Raw genomic sequence first — 15,354 nt, 5'->3', positions numbered from 1 at the left:
TTTTTATATTTATGGAAGTGATATAATTTATGTATTAAGGATTTTAGATTGGAGATTGATTAGATGGATAATCAAAATAAAAACGATTTTTATATACATAGTATTATGTGTTTAATTGGCGGCTTTATGGGTGGATATGCAATCTTAAACCGCTGCGGTAATTTAGGTTCTGCCCAGACAGCAAATTTAATTTATGTGGTTACCTGTTTCTTAGGGCATAACTTGAAAGAATTTTTTATCCGTATTTTAGGAGTAGTATTGTACTTTATAGCAATTGAACTCTATGTATTTATAGTTCATAAAACAAAGATTAATGTACAGCGTTATGGTATATTAATACTAATTGCTGGTTCTATATTTCTTAATTTCATACCAGCTACTTCTGATCCTGTGGCAGGACTTTTGCCATTATTTTTTATCATGGCTACACAATGGAGTATATTCCATGGTGCTAATGGATATAATAGTTCAACAATTTTTTCTACCAATAATTTTCGTCAGGCATCACTTGCTATAGGAGAATATATCTGTACTAAAGACAAAGGGCAGATTTCAAAGGCAAAATTTTTTGGAAATTCATTGTTATGGTATCATGTAGGTGTTGCATTTTCATTTTTTGCATGCAGATTTTTTAATGAACATGCTTCTTTGTTTTGTTTAATTCCTGAAGGAATATCATTATTATTAACATATAAAAATAGTGAAGTTGTATCGCCTGTAATAAAAAGCAAAGCCACAACAGCATAGAATGGATAATTTATATTTTAATTAAGTACATTATCTTAAAGTAAATAAAAAATTATTTAACTACAAAATTTGTATTTTCAGTAGATACTTCAATATTTCCTGATTTCATTTTTTCAACTACTTCATTTACTTTTTCAATTATTTCAGAACTTAAATTTGGATTTTCTTCTGGAAGTCCAACTGCATCTTTAGTTATATCATATATTAAACTTTGTCCGCCTTTAAATTCGTTATTATATATATCTTTTACTGTACCATAGCTTGCAGATGCAACCTTCTTAACTGCTGAAGTAAGCACTACTGATTTACCATCTTCATATACACCATCATCATATTGATCTCTGTCAACACCTATAACCCATACTTCTTCACCAGAATTAATTCTGTTCTTTGCTTCATTTATAACACCATTACCAACTGATCCAGCTGAAGCGAACACTACTTTAACTCCTCTGTCATACATTTGTGCTGAAATCTGCTGTCCTGCTGATACATTATCAAAAGTTCCTTGATATACGATGTCTTCTTCATTTAAAGTGACTTTAGTATTTAAGTATTCATTAGCATAGTTTATACCTTGAGTATATCCATATTCAAATCTTACAACTGCTGGTATTTTCATACCCCCAATAAATCCGGCTTTACCTTCTTGAATTTGTAATGCTGCTGCAACTCCTGCTAAAAATCCTGACTGCTCTTCTGCAAATGTGATTGAAACTGTATTATCTGAAATTTTAGAGTTTCCATCAGCATCAGTTGGAGTTCCATCTATGAGTAAGAACTTTATATTTGGGTACTTATCTTGTGCAGTGTATAATGCTTTTTCAAACTTATACCCTGGTACTGCTATAAAGTTATATCCTCCGTCTGCAAGATTTCCGATTTCTTTTAAATAATCAGCATCTGTTTCAGTATTAGGTTGTAAATACTTAGGTTCATCCAAATTCAATTCTTTTTGAACTTCTAGTAAACCTTCCCATGTTCCCTGATTAAAAGACTTATCATCTATACTTCCAGTAGCAGTAACCATACCAACCTTTAACTTTCCGTCAGTACTGCTGTCACTTTTTGAAGAACTTCCACATCCACTTAGTAACATTATTGACATGGCAGAAACTGCAATAAGTTTTAATAAATTTTTCTTCATTTGTTGTCCTCCTTGATTTAGTTATTATGTTTTATAAGCATATCCATACTAAGATACTATAATTATAAGATAAAATCAATATATTTTTTAATATATCAATAAAACATATTAAAATTATGACACTAATCAAGAGTTTTTATGTAAAAATCCTGTCATTTGTATGTTGAAGAAATATAAAATTCTTTCATATCATCAAGTCTTAAACATGAAAGCTGTCCTTTAACTTTCTTACCAAAGCAGCATCCACAATCAAGATAAATTGTTCCAACCCTTTTTAATATAGTATTTGCTCCTTCTTCTATATTTTGAACAGGTGTGTGGCCACAGATAACAGTATAATCTCTATATTTTTTTTCATTTCCAATATTAGATCGACTCCATATACATGTACTTTCTTCTTGAGTCAAAAATTGATCAAGTTCAAGTGAATCATCATACTTTTCAAGACCTGCATGAACCATAATAAACTTGTCTACCACTTTTATCAATGGAAGATTTCGTATATAATTATAAACTTTTAACACTTCTTCTTTTCCTCGTTCTTCCAACTGACTATGTGTGACATATCCTCCATTAAGATACCAAAGAGTATAGTCATTATTTTTAATAGAATCTTGAAATAATTTTTCATGATTTCCTTTAATCATTATTATGTTTTCTTTGTCCATTATATAATCAAGTACTTTTAAAGGCTGAGGTCCTCTGTCAAAAATATCTCCAAGAATATATAATTGATCATTATCATTAAAATGTATAGTATTAATCATTTCAATAAATTCTGTATAACATCCATGTATATCTGACATAACATATCTGCTCATAAACCCCACCCTTTCCATATTAATTTACTAAGTATTTGTTCCAACATCATCCCAGTCTGCTCTGTCATTGCAGCCTACAAGCCAATTTAATGACTTATGTCTTTCAAACACAACACCCTTGTCCATATTCGCAGGTGCAGGAAGATTATGAATCCTTGTATCTACACAAGCCCAATCAAGACAGAAAATAAGATCACATTCATCAAGAAGTTTTTCAAATGTTTTAGGTTTTGAATTATTGATGATTTCTTCAATACTATTATAACTGTTCAAAATTTTTACTGTAAGAGGAACATCACATATATGATCAGGAAAATCCAATTCATCAATAAAACCAAGTGCCCATTCCATAACAAATAAATTTTCATATTTCCATGAATATGCTATCTGTTCACTTTCTTCAGAATCAGGATTATTAATGTATGCATTTTCTTCTGGTGAAAGGAATTTTTCTGCATCAAATCTCTCAATTATATCCCTTACAAAATCATATGCTTCTTGATGATTCATATTTTCGCCTAGTCTACATTCTGAATAAAGAGATACTATTAAAAGTGCTACAGCTCTTTCTGCAATTTCTCTTGGATTTCTACACTTTGCTTCCGTATCATCTTCAATTACCGGATACCATGCAGGTACATATATAGATTTATGTTTTATTATCTTTCGACTTCTTAATCTCCTGTTTATTTGATTTTTAGTAAGACCTCCCTTTTCAGCTTTCATTGTAAATTTTTCATCTGGAACATATTTTGAAAGACTGCTGTTTCCATCATCTGATAAAATAAGTTCCATAGTATTTTCTTCTTTACCTTTACAGTAAAAACCATCTTGATTTTCATCTATGATAAGCATAATACCTTCAATTTGATCTAAAATATCTATAAATTCATATTCAATCATTGCTTTTTTATCAAAATTATCATCTTTAATAAAAGAATATGATATACTTATAAATCCTTTGCTTGTAGAAATCTTATAAAGAAGATTCGTTTTTATATCTGTATGCTTTGTGTCAACATTATAAAAATGTCCATATGTTCGATTAATCTGTTCCTCTATAAATTTACCTGTTTCTCCATTCATGGATGATGTAAATACATCTACAGAAATTTCTATATCATTATTTTTTAATTCAATATTATTTCCGCGGCCTTCGTTATCTATATTAAAACGTTTGCAGATATTGTTCATAATAATATTCAAATTATTTTGTATTGAAAAAATAAAAATCTTTCCGATAACTTTTTGGTTTTCATTTGAGATTTTATTATCTATATCTTTTTTTCTTTTAAGTTTACTTAAAATCCCCATAGTTTCTCCTATTTTTTAATTTATATTCTATTAATTGTATTTTTATTCATAATTATTTTAACATGATAAATTTATATATTCTATTAAATTATTATTAAATTAAATGTTTTATAGATTATTCCAATCTCAGCCATCCTGCTGGTTCTCGTTTTCCCCCTACATAGTAATTTCCATCTATGCATTTTAACTCAAATCTGTCTCTTGATTCATCCCCCATATTTTGCTGTACAACCTCTATATAATCATCACCCACTTCGGATATTATGACAACATGTCCATAAGTTGTATCTGTAAATACCAGAAGATCATCTTCGCATGGTTTTACATTTCCACCATTTTTATATTGATATAATCCTCTTTTTTCATTTAATTCTCCTTGTTCAATGTTCTCATCAAAAAAATCTTTTGCATTTCCATAAACATCTGGCATTTTATGATGTTTGGCCTCATAATAAAATCGCTTTACATATTCAACACACTGCCATTTGTATCCATAATAATATTTATCTTTGCTGTAACTTTTACCATGATTTTTTCCATAGTCATATCCATTAAAATATATATCTACACCTTTATAACTATCAATAACATTTCCTATTCCATTTTTTCTATCATCCATTATATTATGTATTTTAATTACAGAAATTGTAATCACTCCAATTAAAATAAGAAATGAAATGCTTATAATTACTTTTTTTATTCTATTTTTCATATCCACCTCTAATTTAAAAATCAACCTATAGTTCTTCTATTTTGCCACATATTACATCTGAATATGGGAATTTATCGATATCAATTCCAGTCCATTCTTCTGCCATTTCAATAATATATTCTTCGTTTATTGTAATAAAGTCATCTGTAAAACATTGATCAAAATTTTCTGCAAAAAACCATCCATTATCTTTTTCTAACTGAGTGAGTCCAACACTTTCTAATCTTTCTTCATCATAGTAATATTTGCGCATAATAATTCCATCTTCAGCTATAGCAAATCCATGACTTTCTGATACTCTATGAGTATAAAAGTAATATAACTTACAGTCTTTAGACATATCCATTAAAAGCTTATCATTATAGGATAAATTAAATAAACTATTTCCAATAATGAAATTAATATTTTCATAATCATTACTTACCATGACTGTATTATTAAGACTTCCAACTTTTTCAATTCCTTCATTCCATGATATACTTTCAATGTCCTTTAATTTCAAATTTTTAATTATTTCCTCTCTATTTGAACCTTTAATAACTATCCAGCTGCTTTTATAACCTGCTCCATCAGGAATTTTCCAATCATTCATATTTATTCTCCATTCATTCATATATAAAATTCCAATATGTAATATACTTATTTTTCTATTATATACTAAATTTTCATACTCTTCAAAATTGTCAATACAATAAAAATGTTATTATAACCTTTTATTTTTTTGTATATATTATATAATAATAACAGAGCCAGACTTTATATAGCATGAAATATAATTCGGGGAGGTCTTATAATATGCATAATGTATTAACACAAGAAAATATGAAAAAACTACAAGAAGAATTAGATTATAGAATGACTGTTAAAAGAGCTGAAATTGCTAAAGAAAAATTAGTTGCTGCAGCTCATGGTGATAGATCAGAAAATGCAGAATATAAAGAAGCATGTGCAAACTACAGGGAAAATGATAACAGGATACAGTATCTTATGACTATGATTTCAACTGCAACAGTTATTGATGATGATACTCAGGATAAATCTGTTCTTGGAATAAACAGCAAAGCGAAAGTAAAATTTATAGAAGATGATGAAGAAGAAATTGTAACTCTTGTTACTACTATGGATTTAGATCCAGAAAACATGATGATAAGTGTTGAATCTGATTTAGGAAAAGCTTTAATGGGAAGAAAAGCTGGTGATATTATTGAAGTTGATGCTCCAGGTTCTAAATATTCTGTAGAGATTTTAGAAATTCTTTAAATCAATATAAATTCAATTAACTTTAGGATTGTTTTTATACTATCTAATTTTTATATAAAATTTGAGTCATTAGCAAAAAAATTCAAGGCATGAAATTTTTATATCCCATTTATGCCTCGAATTTTTTATTTATCTTTTGCAAATTTACATATTATATTTTTCAATAAAAAATTCTTTTAACTTTTCCAGAGATGAAATAAGAATCTTAGTTTCATCATCCTTAAGAGTTTTTATAGTATTATTAACCATATCATGATGAAATTCTTTATGATAATTATATGCATTTTTGCCTTTCTCAGTAAGTTTTACTAAAACTACTCTTCTATCTTCTTCGGTTCTTTTTCTTTCAACATATCCTTTTTTAATAAGTTTGTTAATACATGATGTAAGAGTACCTAATGTAATGTTAAGATTCTGAGCAATTTCAGACATTGTTTTTTCTGAATTTATACCTATTGCTTCTATTGCATGAATTTCAGTTATTGAAATATCAGATATATCTTTATGACTTAATGATTTTTCTTCAATGTCTTTTATATTATTAAATATTTCAACAAACAGTTTATTTATATCATCTATTTTTCCATTCATAAACAATCCTCCAATCATAAAAATTTAATTTTACGATTTTTTCTTTTGTAAATTATTTTATAATTAATTTTTTCTAAGAACCATAGTGACCCATTCATTGGTTTTAGTCTTTTTAATCAAACTGTATCCCTGTTTTTCAATTTCTTTATAAATATGCTCACTGCTCCATTCTACAAGCCCTGAAACAAACAGTCTTCCATTATCTTTTATACAACTATTAATAAGATCCATACATGATAAAGTTTCATCGCCACCAATATTTATGAACACTACATCATATTTATCATTAATCTTTGATTTTCCATCTGTAACATCATTTATTACTACATCAATATTTTTTATATTATTAAGTTCTGCATTGTATAAAACTTCTTCTGTAACATCTCTTATATCAAGAGCTGTTACATGTTCTGCATTTCTTATTGCTGCAGCTATTGCTAAAATTCCCGAGCCAGTACCAAGATCAAGAACCTTTAATCCTGAAAAGTTTTCTTCAAGTATATATCTTAAAAAATCCTGTGTTGTTTCATGAAGTCCAGTTCCAAATGAACCTTGAGATTCAAAATTTATCTTTCCTTTTTCAAATTCTATATGTGCAGAAGGTTCAGCAATAATCCAGCCATTATGAAGGTCAACTGGTTCAAAAGGCATCTGCCAGTTATCCTCTCTTATTTCTGTAAGTTTTATCTTGTCTGTTATTCCTAACAATTCCTTGATTTTTTCAATATGCATAAGGCATGTTTTTTCATCATTTTCACAAGGATATACCTTAAGCTCTGTAATTTCATTTTCTTTTTCAAAAAATCCATATCCATTAGAATCAACCGTAACTTCATATGGTGCATCATAATATGTAGAATCCAGCCCTATAGTTATGAGTTTGTTTAAGACTGAATCTATTTCTGAATGTTTTACTGGAAATGATATTTCAAACATAATTCCACCCCGCTAAAATATTAATATTCTATTCCAATTCTTGAAGCAATTCCTTTATCAAAGGGATGCTTAACTTTTTTTATTTCTGATACATAATCAGCTTTATCAATAAGTATATTTGATGGATTTCTTCCAGTCATTACAACTTCTAGTTTTTCAGGCTTACTATTTAAAAACTTAAACACACTTTCTTCAGAAAGAAATTCACATGAAATTGCAGACATTATTTCATCAAATATAATCATATCAGCATCACCACTAATTGCTTTTTCTATTGATAAATCAAAAAGTTTTGTATATTCTTTTTCTGCAAGTTTTCTTGTTTCAGCATCCATAGTCCATGAGAAACCAAAATGTTTTCTGCATACCATAACATCAATTTCATTTACATTTTCCAATATTTCCAGTTCACTTGATGTTCCATCTTTCATAAATTGAACAAAGATAACCTTCATATGATGTCCTGCTCCTCTGACTGCAAGCCCTGTAGCTGCTGTTGTCTTTCCTTTTCCATCTCCACAATAAATATGTATAAGTCCCTTCATTCTTCTACCTGCTTCCTTTTTTAATAGTGATTCTTTACAAATAAAATTATATTTGCAATATTCACATATTTCAACAATAAAACAATAATATAAATTCATTGATTTGTATGTTATTAATTGCAGATACATGTTGTAATATATACTGCATTTTTATCAGTAATGATATTACCCATTCTAGAATAAATTCCTGCAAATTTATCTCCTGTAATATACGCTCCTATAATAGGAAACATAAATTTTTCTTCACAGCCTGTTGTAGAATATGCTTTTTCTTTAAAAGGCCTTATATTTACACGATTTTGATATATTTCTTCTCTTTCACATTCAATATCCTTGGACTCTGCTCTTTTTTCATAATTCAATCTTATATTCTGTCCTTCACGTCCTAAATATGGCTTAATTAAATAATCAGGTGATAATGTACTATCCTTTTCCATTGTAGTATAAGGAATGTATTTTAATATAAACTCTTCATCTTCATGTGAAATAACACCCTTTCCAATAAGTTCATAAAGGAGGGCTGATATAACTTTTGATTGAGTTATTATAGTGTGTCCAGGATTAATAAGATAATCACCTTTACTTAAAGGCTCTATGAGATTTCTCATTTCCTCTTCATAATAAAACCAGTCTAAAGGATAATACCTATATATAGCATCTATTTTTTGTCCATATAAATATATATCATTATTTTCTGATTTTAAATCATACACATTTCCAAAAATAATATTATATGTTCCAAGTTCCTTTAATATATCTGAAATCACGCCTGTATTATATATATCTTCATAATACCAGCATGTTACTACTGCTATATTATAGACTCTTTTCTTTTTCTCAATATCATTAATAATATTCTTTAAGACATCCGTTATTTTTTCTCTTAAATGCTCATTAGGATTTTTATAAGAAAGAGAATATTCTTTGCTTATTAATGGTGCTATTCCTAATGCTTCAACCAGTCCTGCTGGTGTTTCAGAATTAAATTCAAGTATCTTTAAATCTCCAGAATTATCAACACAAAAATCAATTCTTCCTAAAGCACAGAGCTGATTTACAGTTGTATTTTCAACTATTTTATATAGTTCTGAAGGTATGCCTAATACTGGTCCAAAAATATCCATGCTAGATTGAATTTTTTTATAAATTTTATTTAAAATACTGCAGAATTTTTCACCTGCATATATAATTTCTTCAAAAAGTGTTTTATTTATAGATAATACATCTAATGATATTGATTCATTTATATTGGTATACTCTCCAGTAAAACCATATTGAAAAGCAAGTTTTTCACTTAAATTTTCATATGTTTCATTTCTGTCTTTTATGCGAAATTTCTCTAATTTAATTGGGAAATCATCTGTGCCTATAGGATTCATCCATGTATCATAATCATCTGTAAGAAGACTTTTTCCCCATCTTACCAAAAATCCAGCCACATGATCTTTCATAATATAAGTGCCGAAGTTTCCATATACCAGATTAGGTATATTCATTCCATTTATATCTGGAGCATATGTATAATCCAGTCTCATATGTATCAATTTCTGGATTATATGAATTTTATCACTTTTTAATACTTTTTCAATTTGTTCTTTCCATTCTTTCTCACTATAGTTTACGCCAATATAAACTTCCTGACTATATCGTCCAAGGGATGACTTTATAACAATTTCATTCTTATTTTTAATAATGTCTTGAACTTTTTCCTCATGAAAAAGTTCAGTGTATGGAATACATTCCTTTATTGCTTCTTTTTCTTCATTTGATATTAACCTGCTATTATTTTTAACCAAATCCCAAAGATAAGCAAAAAAACCTTTTGCCTGAATTGCAATAACTCTTGGATCATTTATTATAACAACATTTTCCTTGTCAAAAACATCTAAAATTTCTTCTATATTGTTTACTTCATAAAAAAATTCAGTTGGAAATAACCTTAATATAATTTTTAATTTTACTTTTGAATAAGCATAAACTTCATTCTCAGTAACACTTAAATTATTGGGTCCCACCTGAATTATATTAATATTTGTATCTTTAAAAATATGTTTAAAATAATTACTGTGATGAAATTCTTCATAATGACATGGATCCATTAAAAAACCTACATTTACTTTAGATTCATCTTTGCAAAAATCCTTTGCTATGGATAACAGTCCTCTTTTTAATTTATCACAAAATCCCTTATTTACATTTCCTTTAAAGTTTAACTGACCTCCAAGATCAATTTCTTTCTGGCCGCATGGTTTATCATAATTAAACTCAGAAAATTTAATATTGCCGTTATGTTCTTCAATAAAAGTATCATATCTAGTCCAATACATTGGTGAAAGAGGACATTTCAATTGAAATATCTTATCTTTAAATTGAAAGTCTTCAAAGTAATTAAGAAGCTCTTTATGAGAATCATTTATACTATGAAGAATTCTCAAAGAAAGTTTATTTATCAATTCTCCATAATAAATAAATTTATCAAATATATCTTTTTCAATATAAAAAGGAATCTGTGAATGAATATATTCTTCATCACATGAACTCACCATATAATTATCAAATAATACATGTTCAGTATAATTTTTTATATTCTTCATAATTAAATCTCCCATCTAACTAGAAGCACTTCCGCCTTTTGCTCCAGAATATCCTGATGATTTTCCAGAAGATGATTCACCACCTGATGATTTCCCGCCTTCACTTGTACTACTTCCTGACTCTATACTGCTTCCTGATTCTGAAGATGATGAAGAATCAGAAACTGAATTTGAATCGCTATCAGAACTTGAATTACTGCTTGAATCAGAATCACCAGATATTCCTGAATATCCTGCTCCATGAAAATAATGACCTCCTCCAGAAGAAGTGTTTTCATCATCATCGTCCTGTTCTTCCTGGTTTTGAGAATCTTTGTAGTTGCATCCAGTAACAATTCCTCCAAATCCAGTAGTAAATACTGCTGCTACTGCTATAGATAATGCTTTTTTCTTATTGCCTTTTAAAAGTTCGTTAATATTTTTCACTTATATTTCCACCTTTATTATTTCTACTTCAACTGCATTCTTAATAAAATCAATTTGTTCTTTTAAATCATTTTTTATATTTGTATTAGTAAAAACAGATATTTTATTATATCCTAATTTTTTCAAAAAATCCTTTTGTGGAAAATCTTCATCACCTATTAAATACTGGTTATTCAGCTTATCATAAATTTTGCTTAAATCAAAATCATCATTATATCTGTCATAATTAAAAAACATAATAAATTTATCACTCTTGATTTTTTTCAATTTCATTGAAGTATAAACCAGTCTGCTTATATCTTCCTTATCTCCCACAATTCCATATTCATTAAATACCTGATTTACATTTAATACAGGCTTAATTCCATATTCATTATTTAATAATAAAGCCAGATTCATAATTGTATCAAAAGAAAGATCTACTATACAAAAATCCCCTTCATTTATTTTTACAAGTAATTTTTTCAATAAATCTTCATTGACATCAGATTTTATCTCATCTAAAACAAAGTCATCATAAACCTGGAGAGATACAAAAGGAGTGCTCCTAAAAAAACATCTGAATTCCTTTAATCCATATTTCCAGACTCTATATAATTCTCGAAAATCCACATCTTTTAAATTCATATCTCTTACCTTTCATAAACAACTGAAAAAATCCCATTAAGGGAAATGTAGTGTTTAAATCCATCCTCATTCACAAATACAAAGTAATTATCACTGCATTCACTTTCGCATACTTCACCATTAAATACTATATCAGGAGATGATTTCTGCCATGATTTTGAATCAGCATATATATTAATTTCTCTTGGATATCCCATTAATCCATACTGTGATTTTCCTACAAGCGCAAAATTATTTTTAGGTGAAAAAATCTGCCTGTAATTCTTATTCTCTATTAATGTATCTACAGCAATGAGTCCATTATATAAAATAGATATGTTTCCTTCAATAATTTCAAATGACTTATCATTATACCAGTCATCATAAGTTCTATAAATGTAAAATTCCATATACATCCACCTTATTATTCATAGTAAATATGTATTTAATAAAATTCTTGATTAATTAGTCTCTTTTAATTATGTTATCATAAAATATAACATTAATACAAATATATATATATATTTAATTCCTAATTAAAAGTATATAAAATTAACTCCATATTTTCCATAAAACTAAATTGTTGAAAAATACGGAGTTTTAATTATATTACATTTTTGCTAAATAATATTTTCTTGTTTAAAATAATCTTGTTTGTTCTGTTTCTTCTATTTTAAATCTTGCTGAATCTATTATCTGAAAACTTTCTTTGTTATCTTCTTCTCCTTTTGCGTGTTCAGATTTTAAATACTTTATTCCTGTTTTTATTTTTGAAGAAATAAGTTTTAATACATATATATTATCAAATCTATTGTAAATTGAATCACCGCCAAGACCAGTTAAACATATAAGCTGTGTGTTGCTTTTCTTTGCCACATCCATAAGTGGCTTTAAAAGATGTGCAGCATTAGTCTGTGCAAATGGATTATCCATAATTAATACCTTTCCTTCTTCTTTCCTCAAAAAAATATCATTTTCATCTTTTCTCATATATGAAAGAAGACTTGACAATATTACAAATGCTGAAAGGAACCCTTCTCCCCCTGAATTTGAAGATACTTCATTCCAGCTTATCTGTCGCTGCTTATCCTCTTCAATTTTATATAGTTTTATATTAATTGATGATAAAGATACAACTTCATCATAAAGCTTTGATGTATTTATGGTATTACTTATTATTTCTTCAATGCTTTCATTGTTTTCAAGAGTTACTATACATTGGTTTCTTAACTGCTCAATATAATTTTTGAGCTTTACCTTATAAATATCCTCATTTACACTCCATTCAGGCACAATTATATTGAGCATTTTTATTCTTCTGTCTTTTATGTTTATACTTGAATTATTGTCTATTTTTGAAATATTGTCATGTATTATCTCTATATAATCAAGAAGATTTCCTAATATATTATTCTGTTCTTCTTCAATAAGGTTAATATCACAGCTTAATTTTTCCATAAGTTTATAATATGATTCATTAATCATATTAAGCTGGTCATTAAATTCATGAGGTTTTGAAACTAAACTTAAAAGTGTTTCTATAGGTTCCTTAAAGAAAGATTCATCTTTAAATTCATCATTAGATTGAATTCTGTAAACTGACCTTTGAAGACTATTTTCATTTTTACCTTCATCACTTTTTAAATTTGAAATATCTCTTTTTGCTTTTCCTAAAACCTCATCTAAATCATCAATGTTGATAGATATTTCAATTTTTTCTTTAATAGGAATATTACCATATTCATTTACACTGCTTAATGAATTTTCTACTTTTGATATATCAGAATTAACTTTTAAGAATTTTTCTTTGTTTTCTTTAATTTTTATATCTATTTCAGCCTTTTCTTCTTTATAGTTCTTATTAAAAATCAGACTTCTGTCTTTTGGCTTATCATAACCTGAAATATCTTTCAAATCTTTATAATCCTTTGACAATGTACTTTCTATAAATTTAAGTTCTCCTTTTAGTGAACCAGTTTCATCATTAAGCTGCCTTATTAATCTTTCAGTTTTCTCAAGATTATCTTCAGCTTCATTTTCTTTGTAAATATCATAAGATACAGCCATATATTCAGAATCAATCAAATTATACTTCTTTGATTTTTCAATAAGTTCAGCTTCTATTTCTTTATATTTTTTATTACATGACTCAATTTTTTCTTTTAAATCATTTTCTGATTCAGAAATTCTTTTTGTAAGAGCTTTAAATTCTGCCATTAAATCTTCAGAATCTTTTTCTATTAAATTGCCGCTGTCATACATATTATAAACTGAAACAGCACTGCTTATTTCTTTAATCTTATCTCTGTAAAACAATATTTTTTCTTCACATTCACTAAGAGTTAATTCATTATGGGCTTTATTTTTTCTTAATTCTTTTATAGCATTTTTACAGGATAATATAATTTCTTCTACCTTTTGAAGTTTATCTTTATCTTCTTTATACTTATTATATGAATCAATTAAATTATTATATGAATCATATTTATCCTTAGTTATGTCTATTTCTTTATCTATACACTTTATGTTATTTTCAGCAGTATTAATATCTGCATTAGTATTCTGTATACATTTTTCGCATTTTATGAGAGAAGATTTTATATTTTCAAGGTCACCTTTAAGGCTCTCTATAGTCTCTTTAAGATTATTGTACTTTTCTAGAGTAATATCTGATTTCTCAATAGTATTCTTTTTAATTTCATAAAATCTTATTGATTCTATCTTTGCTTCAATATCATTTTTTATTTTTGAAAGCTCATTTTTCTTATCATCAATTATCTTTAAGAGTTCATCTTCATTAAGAAGTCTATTGTTAAATGATATTATAAAATCAACATTTCCCATATTAAGAATACTGCTTTCATCATTATCAATATTATTAATAAGATTTTCTCTTTTTACTATAGATATAGGTGATGAAGTATAACAGTTTATAGGATTTTCCTTTAATATTTTTATATCATCGTCTTCCATAATAAGTGAATATGGAATAAAGGGATTGTTTTTTATGAATTTTTTATTTTCTTCATCACTGTAACTATTATTTTTAATCCAGTCCATACCAAAAATAATATCTATATCACGTTTTTTAAGTTCTTTCTCTACATCTTTTGGTAATTCTAAAACTCTGCCGCTTTCAAGCTTTATAACTTCTTCATTCTTCTTCTCATAAACAATGGAAAGTTTCTTTTCATCATCTCTTAAATATTCAATTTTTCTATAGAAAAGCTCTATTATTTTATCTGTATCAAATACATATGATTCATCTAAATCAACATATTTTATTATTTCTTTTCTCTCACTTATATTTTCATCATGGCTTTTTAAAATGTCTTCTTTGTATTCAATATCTTTTTCAATCTGAGCATTCTTATCTACTAATGAATCCTTTTCACTTATAAGGCTTTTAAGTGAATCCTTAAATTTATATATATTTTCATTTAAAGATTTTCTATCAGCATCTAACTTTGTTCCATAATCATTTATTTTTTTACCAATTAAAAGAATATCACTTTCATTAAAATAGCCTTCGATATTTCTAATTAATTTTTCATTGTATTTATTATTAAAGCATTCTTCTTCTTTTTCAAAATAACTTACTGCTGTTCTTAATCCACCAAGCTGTTTTGACATTTCATTTATTGTATTATTATTT

Annotated in this window: 15 protein-coding genes; 2 read left to right on the top strand and 13 right to left on the bottom strand. The window is 27.2% G+C overall.

Translation table 11 applies throughout. The features are described 5' to 3' along the window. Window positions 1-63: 63 nt before the first annotated feature. Window positions 64-747, top strand: a complete 684-nt coding sequence (locus Q0F58_RS08590) for a YoaK family protein (protein WP_294375057.1) — start codon at window positions 64-66, stop codon at window positions 745-747. Window positions 748-799: 52 nt separating this feature from the next. Here Q0F58_RS08590 and Q0F58_RS08585 read toward each other — a convergent pair whose 3' ends face one another. The 5 genes from Q0F58_RS08585 to Q0F58_RS08565 form a co-directional block, all read right to left on the bottom strand. Next, window positions 800-1,894, bottom strand: a complete 1,095-nt coding sequence (locus tag Q0F58_RS08585; protein WP_294375050.1) for a BMP family protein — start codon at window positions 1,892-1,894, stop codon at window positions 800-802. Window positions 1,895-2,046: 152 nt separating this feature from the next. Then, window positions 2,047-2,715, bottom strand: coding sequence for a metallophosphoesterase family protein (locus Q0F58_RS08580; protein WP_294375048.1), 669 nt, complete (start codon window positions 2,713-2,715; stop codon window positions 2,047-2,049). Window positions 2,716-2,742: 27 nt separating this feature from the next. Beyond that, on the bottom strand, window positions 2,743-4,029 hold the full coding sequence (locus Q0F58_RS08575) for a DUF4272 domain-containing protein (protein WP_294375046.1): 1,287 nt from the start codon (window positions 4,027-4,029) through the stop codon (window positions 2,743-2,745). A 115-nt stretch (window positions 4,030-4,144) separates the two neighbouring features. Continuing rightward, window positions 4,145-4,741, bottom strand: coding sequence for a CHAP domain-containing protein (locus tag Q0F58_RS08570; RefSeq protein ID WP_294375044.1), 597 nt, complete (start codon window positions 4,739-4,741; stop codon window positions 4,145-4,147). 25 nt (window positions 4,742-4,766) lie between these two features. Beyond that, on the bottom strand, window positions 4,767-5,333 hold the full coding sequence (locus Q0F58_RS08565) for a hypothetical protein (protein WP_294375042.1): 567 nt from the start codon (window positions 5,331-5,333) through the stop codon (window positions 4,767-4,769). A 203-nt stretch (window positions 5,334-5,536) separates the two neighbouring features. Here Q0F58_RS08565 and greA point away from each other — a divergent pair, with 203 nt between their 5' ends. Next, entirely contained in the window at window positions 5,537-6,001 is a 465-nt protein-coding gene (greA, locus tag Q0F58_RS08560) for a transcription elongation factor GreA (protein ID WP_294375038.1), read from the top strand. A 144-nt stretch (window positions 6,002-6,145) separates the two neighbouring features. Here greA and Q0F58_RS08555 read toward each other — a convergent pair whose 3' ends face one another. From Q0F58_RS08555 to Q0F58_RS08520, 8 genes are all read right to left on the bottom strand, one after another. Further along, window positions 6,146-6,592 carry a MarR family winged helix-turn-helix transcriptional regulator gene (locus Q0F58_RS08555; protein ID WP_294375036.1) on the bottom strand — a complete coding sequence of 149 codons (447 nt, stop codon included), beginning with the start codon at window positions 6,590-6,592 and terminating at the stop codon, window positions 6,146-6,148. A gap of 63 nt (window positions 6,593-6,655) precedes the next feature. Beyond that, window positions 6,656-7,528, bottom strand: coding sequence for a 50S ribosomal protein L11 methyltransferase (locus Q0F58_RS08550; protein WP_294375033.1), 873 nt, complete (start codon window positions 7,526-7,528; stop codon window positions 6,656-6,658). 20 nt (window positions 7,529-7,548) lie between these two features. Beyond that, window positions 7,549-8,073: a cob(I)yrinic acid a,c-diamide adenosyltransferase gene (locus Q0F58_RS08545; RefSeq protein ID WP_294375031.1), complete on the bottom strand. Its 525-nt coding sequence runs from the start codon at window positions 8,071-8,073 to the stop codon at window positions 7,549-7,551. A gap of 113 nt (window positions 8,074-8,186) precedes the next feature. Continuing rightward, window positions 8,187-10,667 (bottom strand): glutathionylspermidine synthase family protein, encoded by a 2,481-nt coding sequence (locus Q0F58_RS08540; RefSeq protein ID WP_294375029.1) that lies wholly within the window; start codon window positions 10,665-10,667, stop codon window positions 8,187-8,189. Between the two features lie 15 nt (window positions 10,668-10,682). Continuing rightward, on the bottom strand, window positions 10,683-11,093 hold the full coding sequence (locus Q0F58_RS08535; protein WP_294375027.1) for a hypothetical protein: 411 nt from the start codon (window positions 11,091-11,093) through the stop codon (window positions 10,683-10,685). Then, window positions 11,094-11,720, bottom strand: a complete 627-nt coding sequence (locus Q0F58_RS08530; protein WP_294375023.1) for a normocyte-binding protein — start codon at window positions 11,718-11,720, stop codon at window positions 11,094-11,096. Window positions 11,721-11,725: 5 nt separating this feature from the next. Beyond that, window positions 11,726-12,109, bottom strand: coding sequence for a hypothetical protein (locus Q0F58_RS08525; protein ID WP_294375020.1), 384 nt, complete (start codon window positions 12,107-12,109; stop codon window positions 11,726-11,728). Between the two features lie 229 nt (window positions 12,110-12,338). Then, window positions 12,339-15,354, bottom strand: a 3,016-nt coding sequence (locus Q0F58_RS08520; protein WP_294375018.1) for a hypothetical protein, incomplete at its 5' end; no start/stop codon positions are given.

It is taken from the genome of uncultured Clostridium sp., from assembly GCF_934754915.1.
Classification (GTDB): Bacteria; Bacillota; Clostridia; order Clostridiales; family Clostridiaceae; genus Clostridium.
This window is presented reverse-complemented; position numbering and strand designations above follow the sequence as displayed.